Annotated in this window: 19 protein-coding genes and 1 pseudogene; 6 read left to right on the plus strand and 14 right to left on the minus strand. The window is 73.1% G+C overall.

Annotated elements, in window-relative coordinates; all coding sequences use genetic code 11:
• Positions 1–9: 9 nt before the first annotated feature.
• From ABZZ04_RS10475 to ABZZ04_RS10490, 4 genes are all read right to left on the minus strand, one after another.
• Positions 10–570, minus strand: a complete 561-nt coding sequence (locus ABZZ04_RS10475; RefSeq protein WP_356931791.1) for a transposase — start codon at positions 568–570, stop codon at positions 10–12.
• Positions 524–811: a transposase gene (locus ABZZ04_RS10480; protein WP_356931792.1), complete on the minus strand. Its 288-nt coding sequence runs from the start codon at positions 809–811 to the stop codon at positions 524–526. The genes ABZZ04_RS10475 and ABZZ04_RS10480 overlap by 47 nt, the downstream gene beginning before the upstream one ends.
• A 380-nt stretch (positions 812–1,191) precedes the next feature.
• Positions 1,192–2,214: an MBL fold metallo-hydrolase gene (locus tag ABZZ04_RS10485; RefSeq protein ID WP_356931793.1), complete on the minus strand. Its 1,023-nt coding sequence runs from the start codon at positions 2,212–2,214 to the stop codon at positions 1,192–1,194.
• A gap of 232 nt (positions 2,215–2,446) precedes the next feature.
• A complete protein-coding gene (locus tag ABZZ04_RS10490) occupies positions 2,447–3,322 on the minus strand; it encodes an EamA family transporter (RefSeq protein WP_356931948.1) in 876 nt (291 codons plus the stop codon).
• Between the two features lie 158 nt (positions 3,323–3,480).
• On the opposite strand from ABZZ04_RS10490, the gene ABZZ04_RS10495 reads away from it, so the two are divergent.
• On the plus strand, positions 3,481–4,404 hold the full coding sequence (locus tag ABZZ04_RS10495) for a LysR family transcriptional regulator (RefSeq protein ID WP_356931794.1): 924 nt from the start codon (positions 3,481–3,483) through the stop codon (positions 4,402–4,404).
• A gap of 7 nt (positions 4,405–4,411) precedes the next feature.
• Here the strand turns inward: ABZZ04_RS10495 and ABZZ04_RS10500 are convergent, their stop codons facing one another.
• Together ABZZ04_RS10500 and ABZZ04_RS10505 are read right to left on the minus strand one after the other, a co-directional pair.
• Positions 4,412–5,101: a maleylpyruvate isomerase family mycothiol-dependent enzyme gene (locus ABZZ04_RS10500; protein WP_356931795.1), complete on the minus strand. Its 690-nt coding sequence runs from the start codon at positions 5,099–5,101 to the stop codon at positions 4,412–4,414.
• A 156-nt stretch (positions 5,102–5,257) separates the two neighbouring features.
• Entirely contained in the window at positions 5,258–5,806 is a 549-nt protein-coding gene (locus ABZZ04_RS10505; protein ID WP_356931796.1) for a GNAT family N-acetyltransferase, read from the minus strand.
• Positions 5,807–5,987: 181 nt separating this feature from the next.
• Between ABZZ04_RS10505 and ABZZ04_RS10510 the strand changes: the two are divergent.
• Positions 5,988–6,165: pseudogene (locus tag ABZZ04_RS10510) on the plus strand (alkene reductase); the annotation flags it as partial.
• Positions 6,166–6,362: 197 nt separating this feature from the next.
• On the opposite strand, the gene ABZZ04_RS10515 reads toward ABZZ04_RS10510, so the two are convergent.
• The gene (locus ABZZ04_RS10515) at positions 6,363–7,838 is read right to left on the minus strand and encodes an MFS transporter (RefSeq protein WP_356931797.1); all 1,476 of its coding nucleotides are present in this window, start codon (positions 7,836–7,838) and stop codon (positions 6,363–6,365) included.
• Between the two features lie 211 nt (positions 7,839–8,049).
• On the opposite strand from ABZZ04_RS10515, the gene ABZZ04_RS10520 reads away from it, so the two are divergent.
• Both ABZZ04_RS10520 and ABZZ04_RS10525 read left to right on the plus strand, forming a co-directional pair.
• Entirely contained in the window at positions 8,050–8,901 is an 852-nt protein-coding gene (locus ABZZ04_RS10520; protein ID WP_356931798.1) for a helix-turn-helix transcriptional regulator, read from the plus strand.
• A gap of 225 nt (positions 8,902–9,126) precedes the next feature.
• A complete protein-coding gene (locus ABZZ04_RS10525) occupies positions 9,127–9,564 on the plus strand; it encodes a hypothetical protein (protein ID WP_356931799.1) in 438 nt (145 codons plus the stop codon).
• Between the two features lie 78 nt (positions 9,565–9,642).
• On the opposite strand, the gene ABZZ04_RS10530 is transcribed toward ABZZ04_RS10525, so the two are convergent.
• The 5 genes from ABZZ04_RS10530 to ABZZ04_RS10550 all read right to left on the minus strand — a co-directional run bounded on the left by ABZZ04_RS10530 (position 9,643) and on the right by ABZZ04_RS10550 (position 14,048).
• Complete coding sequence (locus ABZZ04_RS10530) at positions 9,643–10,512, minus strand: hypothetical protein (protein ID WP_356931800.1); 870 nt, start codon at positions 10,510–10,512, stop codon at positions 9,643–9,645.
• A gap of 114 nt (positions 10,513–10,626) precedes the next feature.
• Positions 10,627–11,286, minus strand: a complete 660-nt coding sequence (locus ABZZ04_RS10535) for a response regulator transcription factor (protein WP_356931801.1) — start codon at positions 11,284–11,286, stop codon at positions 10,627–10,629.
• Positions 11,283–12,440: a histidine kinase gene (locus tag ABZZ04_RS10540; RefSeq protein WP_356931802.1), complete on the minus strand. Its 1,158-nt coding sequence runs from the start codon at positions 12,438–12,440 to the stop codon at positions 11,283–11,285. The genes ABZZ04_RS10535 and ABZZ04_RS10540 overlap by 4 nt, the downstream gene beginning before the upstream one ends.
• A complete protein-coding gene (locus ABZZ04_RS10545; RefSeq protein WP_356931803.1) occupies positions 12,437–13,276 on the minus strand; it encodes a type II CAAX endopeptidase family protein in 840 nt (279 codons plus the stop codon). The genes ABZZ04_RS10540 and ABZZ04_RS10545 overlap by 4 nt, the downstream gene beginning before the upstream one ends.
• Before the next feature lie 190 nt (positions 13,277–13,466).
• Positions 13,467–14,048 (minus strand): restriction endonuclease, encoded by a 582-nt coding sequence (locus ABZZ04_RS10550; protein ID WP_356931804.1) that lies wholly within the window; start codon positions 14,046–14,048, stop codon positions 13,467–13,469.
• A gap of 535 nt (positions 14,049–14,583) precedes the next feature.
• Between ABZZ04_RS10550 and ABZZ04_RS10555 the strand changes: the two genes are divergently transcribed.
• Both ABZZ04_RS10555 and ABZZ04_RS10560 read left to right on the plus strand, forming a co-directional pair.
• On the plus strand, positions 14,584–15,348 hold the full coding sequence (locus tag ABZZ04_RS10555; protein WP_356931805.1) for an aminoglycoside adenylyltransferase family protein: 765 nt from the start codon (positions 14,584–14,586) through the stop codon (positions 15,346–15,348).
• A 129-nt stretch (positions 15,349–15,477) separates the two neighbouring features.
• A complete protein-coding gene (locus ABZZ04_RS10560) occupies positions 15,478–17,010 on the plus strand; it encodes a hypothetical protein (RefSeq protein WP_356931806.1) in 1,533 nt (510 codons plus the stop codon).
• A gap of 82 nt (positions 17,011–17,092) precedes the next feature.
• Here ABZZ04_RS10560 and ABZZ04_RS10565 read toward each other — a convergent pair whose 3' ends face one another.
• Positions 17,093–20,485: a S8 family serine peptidase gene (locus tag ABZZ04_RS10565; protein WP_356931807.1), complete on the minus strand. Its 3,393-nt coding sequence runs from the start codon at positions 20,483–20,485 to the stop codon at positions 17,093–17,095.
• A 135-nt stretch (positions 20,486–20,620) separates the two neighbouring features.
• Complete coding sequence (locus tag ABZZ04_RS10570) at positions 20,621–21,655, minus strand: helix-turn-helix domain-containing protein (protein ID WP_356931808.1); 1,035 nt, start codon at positions 21,653–21,655, stop codon at positions 20,621–20,623.
• Positions 21,656–21,791: the final 136 nt, after the last annotated feature.

Genomic DNA, 21,791 nt, shown 5'->3' on the forward strand with positions numbered 1-21,791 from the left:
TGATCCGCCTCAGCTCGAGGCCTGGAAGCACTCCTCGACGCTCCAGCGGGCACCGGCGACGCGGACCAGTTCGGACAGAGGTACTTCGGTGGGCGACCAGCACAGGTGGTAGGCGAGTTCGCCGGTGGACCGGTTGCGTCGGATGAGCAGGTGGCGATGGCTGTTGGTGCCGATGTGGATCCAGGCCCAGTCGTAGTACCGCGGGCCTTTCGCACCGTATCCGGCGCTCTGACGGTGCCAGGCCGTGGCGGGCAGGAGGCCGGCGACGGTATCGGCGCGGGCGGGAGTGCGGCTGTGGTTGATCCTCACCCGTGTCGAGCAGGCGACGGCCAGGACATGGCCGATGTCGTGCGCCTTGAGGGCGGCGCGGAGCTGGGGGTCCTGGCCGTAGGCTTCGCCGCCGGTCACCCAGGAGGCGGTGATCCCGGCTTCCAGCGCGGCAGTGATCATCTCCGAGGCCAGGCGGGGCTTGGTGGCGAACTGCACCGACTCGGGTATGCCGGCCCCGGTGCGGCGTTCGGGATCATTGGACCAGGAGTGTTCGGGGAGATAGAGCCGTCGGTCGATCAAGGGCCCGTCCCCGGCTGGTGGCGTGGGCGAGGAACACGCCGACCTGAGCGTTCTCGATACGTCCCGCGGTGCCGGTGTACTGGCTCTGCACTCCTGCCGAGGACCGGCCCTTCTTCAGGAAACCGGTCTCGTCGACGACGAGACCGCTGCCGTCGGCGCCGAGATGTTCGGCGGCGTAGGCACACAGGTCGTCGCGGACCACATCGGCGTCCCAGCGGGCGTGGCGCAGCAGGCGTTGCATCGGCCCCGGCCGGGCATGGCCCGCCGTTCGGCCGGCTGCCAGCAGTTCTTCCGTTCGACACCCGACAGCAGTCCGAGCAGGTACGCGCGGGCCGCGGCCCGGGGCTCAACTCGCCCGAACCTGCCCGCGATCCGGGCCATGACCTGGTCGAACATCGCCCGCCAGCGGGCAGGGTCTACGCTATGGCCTGCGGCCACCGCACGATCTTCAGGAGTCCACACAACCCCCGATGATCACGCGGTGGCCGTACCTGTTCCCAGCCGGGTCTGCGACAAGATCACGAAGTCAGACTGGAGTACTAGGGCCCTCGTTCGGATCATGCCGGGGCGGACGGCCGAGAGGGGCGGGGCGCATGCCCCCGCCCCTCGTCCCCTCGGGCGTCAGCGCGGCCCGGCCGTCGGCCAGGCCCCGGGGTGGGGCACGCGCAGCGCCTCGGGCCGCACCGGGGTGTGGTCGGCGGCGGCGTGGACGCGGCCGTCGCGCAGGACCACGGCGCCATTGCGGAGCATGGTCGTGACCAGTTCGGTCGCGAGGGCCTCGGGACTCTTGTCCAGGAGGCGGGCGGCATCCGTCAGCCAGGCACGGGCGTGGAGGTACGGCTCGACCTCGCCGGCCGGGATCCCGTCGCGGATCATCAGGGCGAAGGCGAAGATCCGGCGGGCGCCGTACCGGACGGCCCCTTCGGGGTCGTCGACGAGGCGCCGGGCGCGGCGCAGGGCGGCGGCGAACGCGGCTGTGGGGTCGGTGGGGACCGGGCCGTGGGAGGGGAGGACCACGCGCGGGTCGAGGTCGGCCATCCGTTCGAGGGAGGCGAGCGCGGTGCCGGCCGCTTCGGGGCCGTCGAGGGCGAGGTCGACCCACCCGACGTCGTAGTCCGACAGCGCGTCGCCGACGACGAGGAGCCGTTCCTCCGGCTGCCACAGCGCGAGGTGGCCCGGGGTGTGGCCGGGGGTCCGTACGACTTCCCAGTCGGTGTCCCCGAGGCGGAGGACCTGGCCGTCGTCGAGCGGTACGTCCACGGTGTACGGGGCGACGGGCTGGTCGAGGTATTCGGCCGCGCAGCAGCCGGGGTCCCGGCGGGTGATCGCCTCGGCCTCCGGTCTTCCGGCGGCGACGGCGGCGCCCCGGGCCTGGAGGAGGGCGTTGCCGCCGACGTGGTCGGAGTGCCAGTGGGTGTTGACGACCAGGTCGATGTCCCCGGCGTGGGCACGGGCCCAGGCGGCGGTCTCGTCGGCGTGGCCGACGAAGCCGGTGTCGATCAGGGCCGGCCGCCGTCCGGGCAGCAGGAAGGTGTTGGCGTCGGGGAAGGGGCGCTGCCACCGGATCAGCCAGGGCGGCAGGGCCGGAGCGGACTGCCGGGGGCTCGTGCGACGGGCCTGCTCCTGCGGTATCCGGTCCTTCACGTGCAAACACTCTCCTTCGGGTCCGTGCCGGGTGGGCGGGACGGTTCCTCGGCCGGTCAGGTGTTCCACCGGCGGGAGGGCGCCGATGGCGGTCGTTCCGATGACGATCATCATGGCACCGCCGATGCGGGTGACGTCCCGGGCGGCCGGGGCGGGGCGCGGCCGGACCGTTCGGAGCCGGAGGAGGGGCATGCTGTCGGGGCGGTGAGCGCGGGCCGGGGGTCCGCCGCGGTCACCGCCGGGCCCGCGACAGCCACGAGCGCGCGGGCCGCGTGCCCGGCGCCCGGACCGGAGCGGCACGGCCTCCGGAGGAGGACGCCGTGACAGCCACGGTGTTGGCGCCGACGACGACCCCGACGGCCGTCCACGCGGCCGCGTCGAGGTGCTGGTCGAGCACGACGAGGCCGACCAGGGCGGCGAGGACCGGGTTGAGGCTCATGAACACGCCGAAGAAGTGGGCCGGGACGCGTCGGAGCGCGAGGAGGTCGGCGAGGAACGGCACCGCCGAGGACAGCACCCCGGCCGCCAGCGCGCAGGCGAGGGCGGCCGGGGTGGGGGGATGCCGCCAGAGGACCAGGGCGCCGACGGGGAGGTAGAGGATGCCGGAGACGGCCGCCGCGGCGGCGGAGCCCTCCAGGCCCGGCAGGCGTCGGCCGACCGTACGGTTGAGCAGGATGTAGCAGCCCCAGCACGCCGCGGCCAGCAGCGCCAGGCCGACGCCGAGGTAGTCGGTGGACGGGGAGGGGCGGGTGAGTACCACGACGGCGGCCGCGGCCGCCAGCGCGCACAGGGCGTCGATCCGGCGGCGGGAGCCGGCCAGTGCCACGGCCAGTGGCCCGCAGAACTCCAGCGTGACGGCCAGCCCGAGTCCGACGCGGTCGATGGCCGTGTACAGGGACAGGTTCATCACGGCGAACACCAGCGCCAGTCCCAGTACCGGCCGCCACTGCGCCGCGGTGAACGAGCGCGGGCGCGGCCTGCCGACCGCCCACAGCACCCCGGCGGCCACCCACTGACGGATCGCGACCACTCCGGCCGGGCCGACGACCGGGAACGCCAGCGCTGCCACCGATGCCCCGATCTGGTTGGACAGGCCGCTGCCCAGCATCAGCGCCGCCCCGACCCGGCCGCTCCCGCCCCGGCCCGGTGCACCGCCGTCGGCGGCGAGGGCCTTCCCGGCGTCCTGTGAGGTCTCCATTCCCTCACCGTGCGCTCCCCCGTGCGATACGCAAAATGCATCCGTCGCACTGTCGATACGCTGGGCGTATGGATGAGAGTGGAAGGAGCTCCGCCGGCCTGGAGCTGAAGCACCTGCGCTGTCTGGTCGCCATCGTCGACACCGGCGGCTTCACGGACGCGGCCCTGGAACTGGGCGTCTCACAGGCCGCCGTCTCCCGCACCCTCCTCGCCCTGGAGAAGGTCCTGGGGGTGCGGTTGCTGCACCGCACCAGCCGCACGGTCGAGCCCACCACGGCGGGCGTGCAGGTCCTCGCCCGCGCCCGCCTGCTGCTGGCCGGCGCCGACGAGCTCGTCGCCGAGGCCACCACCGGTCACAGCCGCCTGCACATCGGCCACGCCTGGTCGGCCTTCGGCCGTCACACCACCGAGTTCCAGCGTCGCTGGCACCACGACCACCCCGACGTCGAACTCCGGCTCATCCGCCACAACTCGGCCACGGGAGGACTCGCCGAAGGGCTGTGCGACCTGGCGGTCGTCCGCGGGGCCCTCGACCTCAAGTCCTGGTCGCACGCCCTCGTCGGCCACGAGCACCGTTGGCTGGCCCTCGCCTCCGACGACCCGTGGGCCCGGCGCCGCGGTGTCCGCCTGGCCGAAGTCGCCACGCGCACCCTCGCCCTCGACCGGCGCACCGGCACCACCGCCTCGAACCTGTGGCCCGAGGGCGAACGGCCCGCCGTCGAGCACACCCACGACATCGACGACTGGCTCGCCGCCATCGCCTCCGGCCGCTGTGTCGGCGTCACCCCGCAGGCCACCGCCGCCCAGTACCGTCGCGACGGCATCATCTACCGCCCCCTGCACGACGCCCCGCCCGTCCCGGTCCACCTCGTCTGGCGTCGGCAGGACCCCCACCCCGCCACCCACGCCGCCGTCGCCCTCGCCATCGACCTCTACCGGACGGACGGCCGGGCCCCCGCACGGGGCCCCGTGCGGGATCAGCGGTTCGCCTGATACGGGGTCAGCCCAGCGCGAGCCATCGGATGCCGAGCCGTTCGATCTGTGCGGCTTCGGCTTCGGTCAGCGGCTCCCGGCCGGTGGCCCTGCGCAGGAAACGGGACCGGCTCCACCCCAACTCGTCGACGGCCCCGACGTGTTCCGTGCCGAGGAGCAGCTCCGTCACGGCCTCACCGGCCGCCGGGGTCAGCCAGGGTTCGCGGCCGAGCGCGTCGGCCAGGTCCAGGCCGTGGACGGCGACCTCCACGACCCGGGTGAGGAGGAACTCCGACAGGAGCATGGCGTCGCCATGACGCGTCCGGACGGTCCGGCCGGCCGGTTGGGCCCGGCACAGCCGATCGACCCGTCGCCAGGTCCCGGCGAAGTCCTCGGCGCAGGCGGCGCCGTCGGCCGACCGCGCCGCACGGTCCCGGGCCAACGCGATCCGCTTGTCGTTGGTCCGCGGCGAGAAGCGGTCGTCCGGTCGGTAGTACTCCACCGCGGAGATCTCCGCTCCACCGGGTGCCGGCGCGTCCAGCATGGCCGGAAGCCAGTCCACCACCACGCATACGTGCCCGAGCAGACCGAGCACGGTCCAGGGGGTGCAGCGGGTCGGGAGGTTCCACTCGGCCTCGGAGAGCCCGGACACGGCGTCGGCGAGGGCCCCGGATTCCAGACGGAACGCTTCGAGCACACGGTCCCGGTCCTGGTTCACGCTGCACCGCCGTTCCGCTCCGCGCGGAGCATGGAGCGGGTCACCGGGTCGTTCCGCTGTCCGCGGTCACGGGCCCGCCCGTGACCGCCAGACGTGCCCGTGGCGCCGGACCCGACTACCGCGCCGGAACCGTACGGGGGGATGTCGGGCATCGGCTCAACCGGCCTGCGTGCCCGGGCGCAGTACGCCGAACCACTGCTCGGCGCCCCACTCCTCGAACCGTTCCACCTCGGTGAACCCCAGCTTGGCCGCCAGGCGCATCGCACGTTCGTTGGCGGTCTGCGTGCTGAGCACCACCGGTTCGCCGGGCAGTGCGGCGGCGGACCAGTCGAGGGCCGCCGCGCACGCCTCGGCGGCGTATCCCTGCCCCCATGCCTGCGGCAGGAACAGGTAGCCGAGTTCGGCCTCCCCGCCCTCCGGGCGGACGTGCCCCCGACGGTCCGCGTCGCGCCGATCGAGCGTGATCATGCCGATCATCGCCCCGTCCGACTCCACGACGAAACAGCCGGGGCGTCGTCCCGCCACTTCGGGCACCGCGCGTTCGAGTTCGTCGCGCGGCCGGGCACCACCGATGTACGTGCCCACCTCGGGCGAGGCGAACAGCTCGATGAACGCCGCGCGGTCCCGGGCCTCGGACTCGCGGAGCACGAGCCGTTCGGTACGTATCGGGGCGGGGGGCCAGGTGTCGGGTCCGAGTTCGGTCATGGTGGGCAACCTATCGTCCCGGCGGCACCGATACGTCGCGGCCGCGTCGTGGGGCCTGGGCCGGGGCGGCGTGCCGGTCCTGTCGCAGACCGCCGCGGGCGACGCCGCCACCGCCCGCGACCTGTTCGAGCCCGCCCGGCTCGGCCCGCTCGGCCTGCCGAACCGTCTCGTGACGGCCCCCATGACCCGCAACCGGGTCGCCGCCCGACGGCACCCCGCTGCCGATCATGGGCGAGTACTACGCGCAGCGGGCCGGTGCCGGGCTGATCATCGCCGAGGCCACGACGCCGAACGAGGTCGGTGCGACGTACCCGAACATCCCGGCCATCCACCGGGACAGGCACGTCGAGGGCCGACGGGCTGCCCCCGGCAGCGGTTCCCGGCCCGCGGGAGTGGTCACACGCTGGACACGATCCGGCCCACGGTCTCGAAGGTGTACGGCTCGTCCGACAACGCCTTGCCGACGCTGACGAGTCCGTTCATGCGGATCTTGAAGCCGGTGGTGGTGACGTCGCTGATGCGCAGGCCCGGCTCGCGGCAGGCGGACCGGTCCGGTTCACCCCTCTCTCCTGCCGAGGCGTGCGACGGCCGGCAGGCCGACGAGAAGCAGAAGGCCGGCTGCCGCGGCGTGGGCGAGGTGGTGGCCGGGCAGGGACAGCGTGCCGTGGCCCGCAGGTCCTGCGGTCTGGGCGACTCCGGCCAGGACAGTGGGGCCGACAGCACTGCCGATCTGCAGGGCAGTGGTCGTGACGGCCGATGCGGTGCCGTGAGCATGCTCGGGGACTCCCCGCAGGCCGGTGGCGGTGAGGGCGGGGAAGGTCAGGCCCTGCCCGACGCCGGTGACGACCAAGCCGGCCAGTACCGCTCCCCCGTAGGGGCTGTGCGCTCCGGCCGTGCACCACAGCAGTACGCCGCCGGCCGTGAGCAGGATTCCCGCGGCCAGGAGCGGGCGCGGCCCGTGGGCTTTCATCAGGCGTCCGGAGACGAGCGCGGCTGCGGCAACGGCCAGGCTGACCGGCAGGATCGCGAGGCCGGACGAGGCCGGGGACATCCCGCGAACCTGCTGGAGGTAGAGCGGCAGCAGGAACAACGAGCCGGTGACGCAGAAGTAGAAGGCGCCCGCCACCAGCGTCGCGGTCCGTACCCCGCGTACCCGCAGCAGACCGCGGTCCAGCAGGACCGTGTCCCCGCCGCGGGTACGGCCCCGGCGCCACCACAGGTATCCGCCGGCCGCGGCGGCCGCGGCCGCCGCACCCGCGAGCAGGCCGCCTCCGGACCGGGACGCCAGGTCGGCGCCCAGGACGGTCAGGACGACGGCCGCCACCAGCGCGACGCTCCCTGTCCGGTCCAGGCGGGCCCGGTGGTGTCGTGCTCCCTGCGGCAGCCAACGCAGCGCGGCCACGGAGGTGAGCGCGGCTGCCACTGCCTGCAGAGCGAACACCCAGCGCCAGCCGAAAGCACCGGTGATCACGCCGCCGAACACCAGCCCGGCGCCGTAGCAGCCCGCCTGTGCCGCGGAGAACACCCCGAGGGCGCGTGAGCGCATCGGGCCGCCGGGATACACCGAGGTCAGCAGGGCGGTAGCGGCCGGCATGGTGATCGCCGCGCCCGCACCCTGCAGCACCCGTCCCGCAACGACCATCCAGAACACAGGCGCCTCGAACGCGAGCACGGCGCCCACAGCCACGGTCGCCAGGCCCTGGACGAGCACCCTCCGGCGTCGCAACCGGTCGGCCATCGCCCCGCCGCACAGCAGCAGACCGGCGAACGCGAGCGCGTACCCGGTCACCGCCCAGGACAGGTTCTGTGCCGATGTGCCGAAGTGCGCGCCCATCGAGGGCAGGGCGCTGTTGAGCACAGCGACACCACCGGCGTCCAGGCCGGCAGCCGCGCTCAGCACGGCCAGGGGCGCGTACCGGGCGGGCGCCGGTCCGTCGGACGCCGACGGGTCGGGGTGGGCCGCCGGCGCCGGATCGGCGGGCGGCGGGGTGGGGCTGGAGGACGGGAGTGTTCCGTCAGGGCATGTGGACATGGGCAGGCTTCGGGGAAGGCGGCGCGGATGTCCCGACGGGGCGGATCGGACCCGTCGGCGACACGGCCGTTCTGCGTCGTGGTCGTTGTCCGGCTCAGTCTGGGCCGGGTACCAAACGGCCACGAGACACCGCTGCGGGCAGGTGTCGCCGGGGGTGGCCCCGGCAGGGCCACCCTTGGGTGGGGCGGGGCCGGTACTCGATACTCGGTGCATGGCACCATCCGCAGCCCTCCCCGACCTGGCCCACTTCCTGCGTTCACGCAGGGCCCGGCTGACCCCGGAGGCCGCCGGCCTGCCCCGGAGCAGCACCCGACGGCTGAACGGGCTGCGCAGGGCCGAGGTCGCCGCGCTGTCCGGCATCAGCCCCGAGTACTACACCCGCCTCGAACAGGGCCGCCAGCGCCGTCCCTCGCCCGACGTCCTGGACGCGCTCGCCACCGCCCTGCAACTCGACGAGGACTCCCGCCGCCACCTGCACCGCCTCGGCGCCGGGGGTCCGGCACCCCACGGCCGCTCCGCCGAGGCCCCGGACGTACCGGAAGCAACCCTGCGGCTGCTCGGTTCGCTGGACCTCTGGCCCGCGCACGTGGTCACCCCCATGCGCGACATCCTGGCCTGGAACGACGCGGAGTCCTGGCTGCTCCTCGACTTCGCCGAGCTTCCCGTGGAGCACCGGAACTTCGCCTGGTTCGTCTTCTGCGACCCACGCGCGTCCCGGCTCCTCACGGACTGGGAGAAGACGGCGCACAGCAATGTGCACCGGCTGCGTCACGCGCTGGCCTCCGACCCCCACAACGAGCGCGGCCGTCGGCTGGTGGCCGACCTGACGGAGCGGAGCAACCGATTCGCCGCCATCTGGGAGGAGCACGACGTGCAGGGGCCGACCATCGGAAGCCATGGGTTCCTGCATCCCCGGGCGGGTCGGCTCGACCTGGACTACACCGCCTATGTCGTCCCCGGCACCGACCGGCTCGAACTTGTGGTCCTGACCACGGACGAGGGCTCCCCCACCCACAGGGCGCTGGAACAGGCCGCTGCCGAACGCCGGGACCGGGGCCACTGACCTCCGACCGCCGCTCTGCCCGAGCGACGGCGCCCCGGCCGGGAGCGCCCGGGGCGCCGTCGTCCCTCTGGGGCGGCCGGAGGAGGCCTTAGCGATTTCTCGGCCTTTGCAGAAATGGAAGGGGTTCTTCTTGCTGAGCACAGCCATGCCCGGATCCAGGTGGTTCGCGGCCACCTGCCCGGCGCTTTGTCGTCCGCCGGCCGTCGACCGTCCGGGGAGGCTCGGTTGAGGCGGGCGTACCGGACCTCGGGCCTGGTGGGTGCGGCGGTGCTGGTACTCGGCGGATGCGATGCCCTGAACACGGACAAGACGCCCGCCCGGGTCAGGAGCGGTGTCTCCGAGCTCGATCTGGAGGTCACCGGCCGCCCCACCCCGGGCAGTCTCTCCGTCACGGAGCGGGTTCTGGCGCGGCTCGGGGCCCGGGACGTCGACGGGCTGGCCGATCTCGCGGTGGAGGGCGAGGGGTCCGGGGACGATGCGGAACGCTGGGTGGCCCGCTGGGGCGAGGCCGCCCGCCGTCCGGCCACGGCCCGTTTCCTCCTGGGGGAGAAGGAGAGCACCGTCGACATCCGCTTCACCGGTGAACGCGGCACGTTGTCGCTCCTGTTGAAGGACGACGGCTACGACGACGAGTACGGGGTCGTCCTGAGCGAGGACGGCTGAGCACGGCTGCCGGGGCCTCGGCCTCTGCCGGGCGGTTGCCCGACGGGTGTGTTCCGCGCTCCCGGTGGAGGGCGGGGATCATTCGTCCGCGACCAGTTCGTCGAGCGGGGGCGTGCCGGCATCGGCCGCGGGGCGCGAGAGATGCAGTGCGGTGTGGAAATGGCCCGCCGATTCCCTGCCGTCCGGGTCATGCCCCTGGGCGGTCACCGCGTCGACGGCGTACCGCTGCTCGGCGGCGCCGGTGAAGCGGCGTTGGACGAAGGTGCGTCCGGTATGCGTCTCGGTGGTCAGGCCGTGACCGGCCAGATGGTCGGCGATGGGTGCGTAGGAGCCGGTGCGCAGGACGAAGGCCGCGACCCACGGCAGTGGGCGGGCGTTGTCCAGGAGTGGCTGGAACGTGGCCCGGGACAGGAAGCTGGCACCACCCGTGACGGTGATGAGCCGGACGCTCCGGGCCGCTTCCAGCAGGTCCCGGGACGGCGGGGCGGTCTCCAGGTTCTCGGCGAACCCGGCGTCGAGCAGGCCGACCGCCCGTGCGTGGGCGATGGCGTTGGGCGCGATGTCCAGGCCGATCACCGGGACGGCGTCCCGTCTGCGGCGGGCACGGAAGAAGGACCTGTCGTGCTCGGTCAGTTCCTCCGAGGTCATGGCGGTCACCCGCGGCGACGTGTAGTGGGCGTACAGGTCGTCCAGGGTCAACTCGTGGTTGAGCAGAGCCGCGTTGATGCCGTACGAGCAGCACAGGTCCAGCACCGCTTCTCCCGGGGCCCGCAGCCGCAGTGCCGCCAGCCGGCGGAGGACGCGCTGGGCGTGATGCGGTGTCCGGTAGCCGAACGCGCCGAGTTCGCGGAAGAAGGCGCGGGGGTCGGCCCGGTCGTAGATGTCGTCGAACGAGGTCATCGTGTGCTGCGCGGGCTCCCCCGCGTCGCCTTCCCGTACCTCGGCCATCACATGCCCCGTTCTGTCGGTCGGGCCGCCGGTCGTGGTTCGTACGCCACAGCCTTCCGCACGGGGCGGGCCGGGGGAACAGGGCGCCGACGGATCCGGCCACGCCCGGCGGGCTCAGGTCACCAGGCCGTGGCGGTAGGCGAAGACGACCGCCTGGACGCGGTCGCGCAGGCCGAGTTTGGTGAGGATGCGGGACACGAAGGTCTTGACGGTCTCGTGGCTGATCACGAGGGCCGCTGCGATCTCGCTGTTGGAACGGCCGTCCGCGATGAGCCGGAGCACCTCCATCTCGCGCGGCGTCAGCGGAATGTCCTGCGCGGTGCCCCCGGTGGGCCGGATCCGGGCGGCGTACCGGCCCACGAGCCGACGCGTCACGTCGGGGTCGAGCAGCGCCGCGCCCGTGGCGACGGTCCGGATGCCGTGCAGCAGCCGGTCCGGCGGCGCGTCCTTGAGCAGGAACCCGCTCGCGCCCGCGCGCAGTGCCTCGTAGACGTACTCGTCGAGGTTGAACGTCGTCACCACGAGCACCTTGACGGGATGTTCCACGCCGGGGCCGGCCAGTCGGCGGGTGGCCTCGATGCCGTCGAGCACCGGCATGCGCACGTCCATCACCACGATGTCCGGGCGCAGTTGGCCGGCGAGCCCGACCGCGCTCAGCCCGTCCCCGCACTCGCCCGCCACCTCCAGATCGGGCTGGGCGTCGATGATGGTGGACAGGCCGGTGCGGACGAGCACCTGGTCGTCGCAGACGAGGACCCGGACCGGTGCGCTCACGACGGGTTCCTCCCGGGTATCCGGGCCCGGACGACGAAGCCGCCGCCCGTCCGGTGGCCGGAGCTGAAGTCGCCGCCCAGGAGGTCGACCCGTTCCCGCAGACCGGCCAGCCCCCGTCCGCTCCCGCCGGGGGCCCCGGCCCGCGAGCCCGAACCGTCCGTGCCGACTTCCACGATGATCTCCTTCTCGCAGTGGCGCACCAGGACCGAGGTCCTGCCGCCGTGGTCGTACTTGAGGGCGTTGGTCAGGGCTTCCTGCACCACGCGGTGGGCCACGAGGTCGGCGCTGCCGGTCGTCGTCGCCGGGGTGCCCTCCTCGGTGAACTCCACCGGCTGCCCCGCCCGGCGGGTCTGCTCGACGAGCGTGAGCAGCCGGCCGCCCGGCGGTGTCCTGGGTTCGGGGCCGTGGTCCGGGTCGAGCAGGTCGAGCAGGTGCCGCAGGTCGGTGATGGCCCGTCGGCCGGTGTCGCTGACGGCGGCCAGGCTCCGATCGAGGCGTTCGGGCGCGGCGGTCAGATACCGGGCGGCCTCGCACTGCACGACCATCGCCGTGACGTGATGGGTGACGACGTCGTGCAACTCGCGTGCGATGCGGGTGCGTTCGGCGTTGCGGGCGTCCTCGGCGCCGCGTCTGCGGCGGTCGGCCTCCGCGGCGCGGGCGGAACGCATCCACGTACCGATGCCCCACGCGAGGGCCAGCGCCAGGTAGAACGTCACGAACTCGGCCAGCGGGTCGCGCCCCGGGCCGATCCGGTACAGCACGACGGACAGGGCCCCGAACACCACGGAGAGGACGACGGGGACGGCACGCCGGTACCGCTCCAGGTAGGAGCCCGCGCTCAGCAGGGCGACGGGCAGTGCGGAGCCGGCGAACAGGTGGTAGCCCCGGAGCTGGTCGAGGACGAAGCCGGCCATGACCAGGGCGACGCAGACCGACGGCCACCGGCGGCGCACGGCGAGCGGGAGGCACTGGAGGACGGCCGCGACCCCGGCGAGCGCGTCCGCGGGCCTGTTGGGCAGACCGCCGACCTCCGTCCCGTTCCCGTGCAGCGAAGGCAGCAGGGAGGCGACGAGGAGCAGCAGCCCGAGCGGCAGGTCCCGTACCGTGATGTCGAGCCGGCGCCACGACTCCGGAACCCGCCGGCGAATGATCATCGGGGCAGTGTAACGGTGGACTCGGCGCGCTCGGCGCGCCGAGCGCCGAACGGCACGATGTTGCCGCGCCGGTGGGCCAGCCACAGGAACACGAGCGTGAGCAGGGCCCCGAAGCCCACCGAGTACACACTGCCCTCCGGTCCGAAACTGCCGCCGGTGAGCAGTTCCGGGCCCGAAATGGTGGCGTCCAGCAGCCCCAGGTTGCCGCCGTTGCCGGAGACCTCGGTGCTGAAGATCCCGGCCGCGGCGAAGTTCCAGCCGAAGTGCACGCCGATCGTCAGCCAGAGGCTGCGGGTGGCGGCGTACGCGGCGGCGAGCATGAAGCCGGCCTCGATGGCGATGGCCATGGCGCCCCACAGCGTGGCGTGCTCGTTGAGCAGGTGCGAGAGCCCGAACACGAGGCCGGTCAGCAGCAGCGCGACGTACGTGCCGATGTGCTCCTCGACGATTCTGAACAGGACACCGCGGTAGACCACTTCCTCCGTCGCGGCGGCGGCGGCCATGAAGCCGAACAGCCCCAGCGCGCCCTGCACCGAGCCCGGGCCGTCGACCTCGTAGTGACCGGAGGAGAAGAGGTTGACGATGACGGCGCCGAACATCCCGGCGCCGATCAGGACCCCCCAGCCGGTCCTGGCCGCGGCGCCCTCGCGGGCCACGTCCGGGGCCCGCCGGTGCTCGGTGCGCCGTACGACCCATGCGTACACGAACACCGCCAGCGCGGCCGCCACGAGGCCGAGGGCGCACGTGAGCCAGTCGTTCTCCTTCACCGCGGTGACGGTGGTGCCGCCGATGGCGTACATCACCATGACGGCCAGGAACTGCTGGACGAACCTCATCGATGCTCCTTCGTCGAACCCGTGAACGGCGTGTCGCGGTCCGCGACGGACGTTACGGATCCGGCGGCCGGAGATCGTCACCTCACGGTGGACATCCGGCTGTGGCTCGCACGGGGGACAAGGCCCGACGGCCCGGAGCGGCAGGGGGCTTCGCGGTGAGGCGTCCTCCTTCGGCGCGGCCCCGCGGTGTTCAGGAGAGCGGGGCCGGTCCGCGGGGTGGCGGGACGGCGCGGAGCAGCTCCCACAACGGGCGTGAACCGGCCGCCCACGCCCCCAGGGTGTGGCGGTCGACGACGTGCAGACGCTGTTGCTCGGCGAAGGTCACGGCGGGGGCGGTCACCCGGCCGTTGGTGACGATCACCGCGATGTCGGCGCCGTGGACCTGGCGGGCGGTGCCATTGAGGATCTGGAGGTCCGGCGTGCCCACGGCGGAGCCGGAGAGGCCGTCACGGCGGTGTTTGCACTGGATCACCCATCTGCGCCCGTAGGGGTCGGTGGCCTTCACGTCGGCGCCCAGGTCGCCGCTGCCGCCGACCCGGGTGGCGTCCCGGCAGCCGTCACGGTGCATCAGGTCCCGTACCGCGTCCTCGAACCGGGTGTGGTGCAGGGCGTCCAGTTGGGGCAGCGCGTAACGCAGTCCCCGCGCCCGGACCGCTTCCCATCGCTCCCGCTGCCGCCTCCGGTGGAGCAGGCCCGCGCCGGCCAGTGCCGCGAGGACGCACAGGGCGATCAGGATCCACCGGTGGGCCAGCAGCCAGTTGACGACGGTCACCGTCAGGGCGATGCCCAGGGCCGCGGCTGCGAGGGGCCCGATCAGCCGGTCGTCCGCCCGTTGCCGTTTGCGGGGTCCCCCGGACCTGTTGGGGCGGCCCGGCCTGCCGGGTCCGTGGGGCCCGCGGGTACGCCGCCGGGCCGGCGGGCGCCAGGTCGCCGCGGGCCGGCGCCTGCGGGGGCTCACCGGCCGGCCCGCGTACACCGGCGCAGCCGCAGGGCGACGACAACTGCGGGCGGCACCGCCACATCGATGGTCAACAACCGTCCGGACCTCCTCGATGACCGGCCACCGTTCGGGGACGCGGTGTGACGACCCCGTCCTCCTGTGTAGCCGGGCCCCGGTCGGACCGGAGGACAGTTGATGATGAATGGCACGAAGCGATCGTTCCTGGCCGAATATCACGCGCCGGCCGGCCGGAGAAAACCGCCCCGGGCCTCGCGCATGATGCGGAACCGCTCCTCCGCACGGGCCGCTCGGGGTGTTGTGCCCCTCTTCGGCGTCGATGTGGCCGCGCGTGTCCGACACTGTTGTGATGGATCAGCTCGAACGGACCGTCGGACTCGTCCGCGACGCATTGGGACCGGACCTCGTCGGCACCTACCTCCACGGGTCCGCCGTGCTCGGGGGGCTCGTCCCGGCCAGTGACCTGGACGTCCTGGCCGTCGCACGCCGGAGCCTGAGTGACCGTCAGCGACGGTCGCTCCTGGCGGGCCTGCTGGAGATCTCCGGTCTCACGCCCGCGGTCCGGCCGGTCGAACTCACCGTGGTGGTCCGGTCCGAGGTCCGTCCCTGGCGGTTCCCGCCGACCGGGGACTTCCTCCACGGCGAGTGGCTGCGCGCCGAATACGAGGCGGGGCACGTTCCGCGCCCCGGCCCGATGCCGGACCTCGCCCTCGTGCTCACGGCGGTCCTGGCGGGCGATCACCCCTTGACCGGGCCGCGTCCCGCCGAGGTCCTCGACCCGGTGCCGCACGCCGACCTCGTCCGGGCGAGCGTCGCGGGCGTCCCCGCGCTCCTGGCCGAGCTGGAGGACGACACCCGCAACGTCCTCCTGACCCTCGCACGCGTCTGGACCACCCTCGTCACGGGCGGGATCAAGTCGAAGGACGCCGCCGCCGACTGGGCCCTCGCCCGGCTGCCCCCGGAGCACCGTCCCGTCCTGGAGCACGCCAGGAACCTGTACCTCACCAGCCACTACCGGGACGAGACCTGGAGCGACGGGCTGAGGGCCCGGGTGCGCCCGCACGTCGAGCACGTGCTCGCCGAGATCGACGCTCCGCGCCGCCCGGGGCCGTGATCCCGGCACCACGGGCCCCGCCGGTCCGTCCGAGGTCGTGGTGCCACTCCCCATGGTGTTGCCACCGACACCTCCCGCTCACCGCCTGGAGCCAGTGACCGGTGCCCGGGCCGGGGCCAGAGTGGTGCCATGCCCACTCGACGCGAAGCCCTCGCCGCCTCGGCCGCCCTCACCGGCGGCGCCCTCCTGTCCGCCGCACCGTCCGCGGCGGCCGCCCCCCGCATGACACCGGGACACACGACGTCCGTGTCCGACCGGCGTTCCGGTACCACCATCGCCCTCACCCACGCCACCGTCCTCGGTGCGGGCCCCGACCACACCGTCCTCGTGCACGACGGCCGCATCACCCGTACGGGCCGTTCGGCCGAGGTCCCGGTTCCCCCCGGGGCGACGGTGTACGACCTGACCGGCAAGTACATCGTCCCGGGCGGCCTCGTCGAGTCCCACGTCCACAACAACGGGCCGGAAGACGTGCTGCCGCCCCTCTTCCCGCTCAACGGTGTGACCGCGGTGCGCGAGATGTGGGGCAGGCCGGTCCACCACGAGTGGCGCGACAAGGTCCGTGCGGGCGAACTCCTCGGCCCCCGCTGGGTGATCGCCGGCTCGATCATCGACGGGAGCCCCTCGCTGTGGGCCGACGACCTCGACGAACGCGTCGTCGAGGTCACCGACGCCCCGTCCGCGCGCCGCGCGGTGCGCGAGACGAAGACGAGCGGCGCGGACTTCGTCAAAGTGTACTCGCGGCTCACGCCCGAGGCGTACGAGGCGATCGCCGACGAGTCCCGCCGGCAGGGCCTGCGGTACGCGGGCCACTGCCCCGACACCCTGCCCGTCGCCCGTGCCAGTGACGCCGGGCAGCAGTCCATCGAGCACCTCCACGCCCTTCTCCTCGCCACCTCGGCCCGGGAGTCCGAGATCGGGCGGGCCATGGCGAAGGTCCGCATCGACCCCGCCGTCGGCACCAGCTTCGAGCGCTACGCGAGCTGGTTCCGGCAGGTGCACGCGGTGGAGTGGCAGGCGGTGCAGACGTACGACGTCGGCCGCGCCCGGGCCCTGTTCGACCGGCTCGCAGCCAACGGCACCCGTGTCGTGCCGACCCTCACCGTCCACCACTCCCTGGAGCGCACCGATCAACTCCCTCAGAACTCACCCGAGTTCGCGTATCTGCCCGGTTGGATGACCGGATACTGGCCCGACGTGTGGTCCGCCCTGACCGCGGGGCGGACCGCGCGGGACACCGCCCGTATCCACCGGATCTACGAGCACCGGCTGCGCCTCGTCGCGGAACTCCACCGGGCCGGTGTGCAGTTGCTCGCGGGCACCGACACCGGAACGGGCTACGCGGTTCCCGGCTTCTCCCTCCACCACGAGCTGGAACTGCTCTCCGAGGCCGGACTGCCCACCCGGGACGTCCTCCACGCCGCGACCGCCGCGCCCGCCCGGATGCTCGGCCTGCCCGCCGACCGCGCCGATCTGCTGGTCCTGGACGCGGACCCGCGCACCGACGTCCGTCATACGCGGCGGATCGACTCCGTCCTGGTCGCGGGCCGTTATCTGGACCGTGCGGAGCGCCTGCGCCTGCTGTCCGACGTGGCGCGCGCCGCCGCCGCGAGCGAGCCCCCGGCCACGGGTGTCGCGGCTCCCCACGTCTGCGCCCACTGACGGCCCGACCCGGCCGGGCCGCGTGGCGGACGTACTGGCCCACGCGGCCCGGCCGGGTGTCTTCCGGGTGTCTAACGGATGCTCACCGGACGTCGTAGGCGCGGGTGACGGTCTGGGTGACCGCGTTGCCGTTGGCGTCGGTGAGGGTCGTCTTCAGGGTGACCTTCTCGCCGGAGGCTCCGGTGTGGTCGAGGACCGCCGTCCAGCGGCCGTCCTGCTGCTCGGTCGGCGCCTGGGTCCAGGTGGTTCCGCCGTCGTAGGAGTAGGACAGCGTGGCCTGCGTGATCGCGCCCGGGGTGTATCCGGCGTGGCCCTCGACCGACAGGCCGACCTTCAGCCCCTTCCCCGCGGGCAGGGTCTTCATGCCGTCCACCGGCAGGTCGTAGGCCGGGAAGAGCAGCGGAAGACCGCGCGAGTAGACGTCCGGTTCCCGGTGGGAGCGGAAGCTCCAGGAGGTGGTGACGGCGGTGGAGCGCAGCCAGTTCCGGTCCGAGGTGTCTATCTTCTCCAGGTTCTGGGTGAGTTCGTAGGCGGAGTCCTCGTCCGGCACCTCGAACACGCCGAAGGGGTCGATGCGCTTGCCGATCAGCTCGCCGTCGCGCTTCAGCGCCAGGTTGCCGATGTCACCGAAGGAGCCGCCGTAGGACCAGTGGTCCCCGGAGCCGTCGAGCCAGAACCCGGTCTGGAAACCCATCAGATTGCCCTGGCGCTCGGCGGTCAGCAGCAGCTTGCCGTCGCTGTCACGCGGCGCGGACGGCCTCAGGAGGTCGCCGTACCACTCCTCGGTGCGTCGCTCGCCGGGCCGGTAGGTGCGCTCCTGGTCGACCATGAACGCGGCGAACGGGAAGCTGGACATGGCGCCGTGGTACCAGACGGCGTCCTCGGCGGCCGTGTAGTAGGCGGTGCGGGTGCCGGGCACGTGCACCGAGCCGTACGGGCTCACGGGAATGTACGCGGCGCTGTCCTCGGCGGGGCGCAGGAATATGGCGTCCAGGTAGTCCGCTTCCTTGCCCATGGCGTTCCAGGTCTCGGTGACCCGCGCCAGCCGGGAGTCCTTGGGCCGGTACGTCCGGTCGGCGTCGAGCGGTCCCGAGGTGGGAAACGTCAGGTTGTAGACGTAGGACGAGCCGTCCTGGGACCCGGAGGCACGCCAGGTGGGCCGGAACGTGAAGGTGCCGTCCGTGGCACGCCCGTCGACGTCCGCGTAGAACTTCTGGACGGTGTCGTCCGCGGAGAGCGAGCCGGAGACCTGCCAGGTGTCGTCCCAGCTGCGGGCATAGCTGAGGGTGGTCGTGTCCACCTTCGCGGGCCGTTCCGTGTCCAGGCTCAGCCGGTGGGCCCTGCGGGCGTCGAGGACGACGACGGTGTCCCGGGTGAGGCGGAGCTGCGGCCGCGCGAGGTAGCTCATCGATTCGGGCGCGTTGCCGGCGTCGTACGTCGTCACGAAGCCGCTGAGGGAGTAGCTTCCTGGACGGACGCGATAGGTCTGGTCGGGCGCTCCGGCATTGTTACGGCGCTCTCCCCTGTCGGTGTCCAGGCCGACGAGGTCCAGGGAGGAGTTGCCGGTCGCGGCGGCGCCGTTGCGGTCGAGGGTCTTGACCCGGAGCGTGACCGTCTTTGGCTCGACGTGGAGCGTGATCGGCACGGAGACGTGCACGTCGTTTCCGGTGGCCAGGATCCGGCCGGTGACCGCGCCGTACTGGGAGTCCTGGAGACGGGCGGTGGGGTCGATCCGGACCGGCAACTGGACGGTGGTTCCCGCGGGGACCGTCACCCTGTGCCGTTCGAGCCCGATGATGCCGGAGCGGACCGTGCTGCCGTCGTTGCCGTGCACACCGCTGACCTTCAGGTCCAGGGTGAGGTCCTTGTCGCCGGTGTTGGTGAAGGGCACCTGCACGGTGGTGCGGTCCGAGGCGTCCTGCGGCCAGTTGTAGCTGCCGGCCTGGACGGAGGGGGCGGCGAGGATCTTCTGTTCGACCGCGGCGAAGACGTCGAGGACGCCGCCGCCGGTCTGGTCGGCGCCGGCCACCTTCCCGCCGGTGCGGGCCGAGGAGACCAGTGCGGCCTTGATCTGCTGTGCGGTCCAGTCCGGGTGGGCCTGGCGGAGGATGGCCGCGGCGCCCGCGACGTGCGGGGTCGCCATCGAGGTGCCCGACATCGTCCGGTAGGCGTAGACGCCGCGACCGCCCGCGCTGGCCGCCGAGATGTCGACGCCGGGGGCGGCGATCTCGGGCTTGAGCGCGTGGGTGGCGGCCACGGGGCCGCGGCTGGAGAACCAGGCGGTGGTGTCGTCCCGGTCCACGGCGCCGACGGTCAGCACGTCGGGTACGCATCCGGGCGAGGAGACGGTCCCGGTGGCGGAGCCGGCGTTGCCCGCGGCGACGACGAACAGGGTGCGGGTGCTCTTCGCGAGCTGCTTCGTGGCCTGCGCCACCGGGTCGGTGCAGTCCCCCGCCGAGGGGCTGCCCAGGCTCATGGAGACGACGTCGGCCTGCTGGTCGACGGCCCACTGCATCCCCGCGATGACCCAGGAGTCCTGGCCGTACCCGCTGTCGTTGAGGACCTTGCCGACGAGCAGGGAGGTACCGGGGGCCACGCCCTTCTTGCGGCCCTTGTCGGCGGCTCCGGACCCGCCGACCGTGGAAGCGGTGTGGGTTCCGTGGCCCACCCGGTCCCCGGTGCCCGTGGAGTCCGTGAAGTTCTCGGCGGCGGTGATCCGGTCGGCCAGGTCCGGGTGCTCGGCGTCCACGCCCGTGTCCAGCACCGCGACCTTGGTGTTCCTGCCGTCGTAGCCGGCCGCCCATGCCTCGGGCGCGTGGACCTGCCCGGTGGACCGCTCCAGGTTGGCCTCGACCCTGCCGTCCAGCCACAGCTTCCGCGGTGTGGAGGCGGAGCGCGAGCGCGGGGCGGTGACGTCCTGCCAGAACGTGGCGGCGGTGTCCTTGTCCATCTTGAGCGCGACGCCGCCCACGGCGGGGAGGAGCAGGCTCCGTTCGGAGCCGCGGGGTGCCTTCGGTGCGCTCCTGGCGACGTCCACGCCGTTTCCGTAGGTGGCGATCAGCGGGAGCGCGTCGGTGTGTCCGTCGTCGTATCCCTGGCGGATGAGCCCGGTGACGTTGAACAGCTGCTCGTCGACCACGCCCTCGCCGATGGCGCGGGTGGCGCCTTCGGGGTAGACGTAGAGGTCCTTGCCGAACTGGTGGGTCCGGAACAGCGGTTGCGTGCCGTCCTCGCGGGGCAGCACCGCCGCGGAGCTGCGGCCCGACCTGTCCGTGGTCACGAGGACCTTGTCGCCGGTGACGAGCGTGACCGTCGTCTGCTTGCCGCGGTTCTGCGCGGCCTCGCTGCCTACGACGGGCCTCTTCCCCGATGCGGTGTCACGCGGTGCGTCCGCCGCACCGGACGGTGTGACCGCGGTGAGAGCCATGGCCGTGGCGGATGCCACAGCCATGGCTATGCGGGTGATGGGGCGCATGGGTCTCCCTACTCGACGCAGTGGAATGCCGTGGTGCGGCTGCAGCCTGGCAGAGGTTCGGACGGTGCAGGGATGCCTGTGCATGACGGGTTTCCCGCATGTCGGGTTTCCGTCAGAGGGTCGTGTCGTTGCCGGTCACAGCCAGCCCGCACGGGCCGCGTGCCAGCCGAGTTGCAGTCGGGAGTCCGCTCCCGCGAGGTCCATCAGGCGGCGTGTCCGCCGTTCCACGGTCCGGATGGAGACGCCGAGCTGCGAGGCCGCCCGCCGGTCGGAGACTCCCGCCAACAGCAGGGAAAGGACCTCGAGTTCGCCTTCGGTCGGCTGCTTCTCCGCTGCCACCTGCGCCCGTACGCCCGTGGTGGTGGGGTACAGCGGCCGGGCCTGCGCCCACTCCTTCTCGAACAGGTGCACAAGGGCGGTGAGCAGGCCGCTGCGGTGCACGACGATGGCGCTCGGTTCGCCGCAGGAGCCGGCCACCTCCAGCGGCACCATGGCGCGTTCCCGGTCCGACACGACCATCTTCAGCGGCAGGTTCTCGACCAGGCGGAGTTCCAGCCCCGCCGTGATGGCCTCCCGCATGTCCGGTGCCACCTCGTGCCCGTCGAGGTAGTCCTTCGCGGCCACGACCCGGAAATCGACCCCGCGGTCCAGTGCGGAACTCTCCGCCAGGTCGGTGTCCTCGCGCGGTACCGCGATGGGCTCGCCCACGAGGAACACGAGCAGTTCCCGCTGTGCGCCGCGCTGCAACTGGTGGAACCGGTGGGCGACCTGCTCCACGCCGACGACCACCTCCACGACGCTGCCCGCGGGGTGCGCGGCGGTGTTCCGGTACTGCTCGGTGAGCACCGAGAACGCGGTCTCGGCCCGTTGCAACGCGTTGCGCTGCTCGACGAGGAGCGGGGCGAGGGCCACGGACGGCGGTGTGAGCCGGTACCGGGTGTCGGGTCCGTCGCCGGTTTCCCGGTCGGCCGGGGCGGGTGCCCCGCCGCCCGGCTCCCCCGGCACCACCGCGACCAGACCGCGTGTCGCCAGGTCGCGCAGGACGCGGGCAATACCGGCGCGTTCCAGTCCGGTCTGCCGGACGAGATCCTCGGCGGTGGCGGACGTCCGGGGCAGCAGAGCGGTGTAGACGGCCTCCTCGGCCGGTCCCAGTCCCAGTGCCTGCAGCATCCGGTTCCCTCCCCTTCGGGCGGAACCCTATCCCCGCCGCCCGGCACGCCGTGCGCCGCCCCGGAACGCCTGCCGCCGGGAGGGGAACGGCCGCCCGGCGAGGCGCGGTCGCCCTGCGGCCGGGGGCTGTCTACGG

Source organism: Streptomyces sp. NPDC006435, from assembly GCF_040612315.1.
In the GTDB taxonomy this organism is placed as follows: Bacteria; Actinomycetota; Actinomycetes; order Streptomycetales; family Streptomycetaceae; genus Streptomyces.

Excerpts from the sequence above, each read along its gene's own strand:
- ABZZ04_RS10480 (WP_356931792.1), bottom strand. The coding sequence starts at position 811 with ATGCAACGCCTGCTGCGCCACGCCCGCTGGGACGCCGATGTGGTCCGC.
- ABZZ04_RS10490 (WP_356931948.1), bottom strand. The coding sequence starts at position 3,322 with ATGCTGGGCAGCGGCCTGTCCAACCAGATCGGGGCATCGGTGGCAGCG.
- ABZZ04_RS10495 (WP_356931794.1), top strand. The coding sequence starts at position 3,481 with ATGGATGAGAGTGGAAGGAGCTCCGCCGGCCTGGAGCTGAAGCACCTG.
- ABZZ04_RS10505 (WP_356931796.1), bottom strand. The coding sequence starts at position 5,806 with ATGACCGAACTCGGACCCGACACCTGGCCCCCCGCCCCGATACGTACC.
- ABZZ04_RS10515 (WP_356931797.1), bottom strand. The coding sequence starts at position 7,838 with ATGTCCACATGCCCTGACGGAACACTCCCGTCCTCCAGCCCCACCCCG.
- ABZZ04_RS10520 (WP_356931798.1), top strand. The coding sequence starts at position 8,050 with ATGGCACCATCCGCAGCCCTCCCCGACCTGGCCCACTTCCTGCGTTCA.
- ABZZ04_RS10530 (WP_356931800.1), bottom strand. The coding sequence starts at position 10,512 with ATGGCCGAGGTACGGGAAGGCGACGCGGGGGAGCCCGCGCAGCACACG.
- ABZZ04_RS10540 (WP_356931802.1), bottom strand. The coding sequence starts at position 12,440 with ATGATCATTCGCCGGCGGGTTCCGGAGTCGTGGCGCCGGCTCGACATC.
- ABZZ04_RS10545 (WP_356931803.1), bottom strand. The coding sequence starts at position 13,276 with ATGAGGTTCGTCCAGCAGTTCCTGGCCGTCATGGTGATGTACGCCATC.
- ABZZ04_RS10555 (WP_356931805.1), top strand. The coding sequence starts at position 14,584 with ATGGATCAGCTCGAACGGACCGTCGGACTCGTCCGCGACGCATTGGGA.
- ABZZ04_RS10560 (WP_356931806.1), top strand. The coding sequence starts at position 15,478 with ATGCCCACTCGACGCGAAGCCCTCGCCGCCTCGGCCGCCCTCACCGGC.
- ABZZ04_RS10565 (WP_356931807.1), bottom strand. The coding sequence starts at position 20,485 with ATGCGCCCCATCACCCGCATAGCCATGGCTGTGGCATCCGCCACGGCC.
- ABZZ04_RS10570 (WP_356931808.1), bottom strand. The coding sequence starts at position 21,655 with ATGCTGCAGGCACTGGGACTGGGACCGGCCGAGGAGGCCGTCTACACC.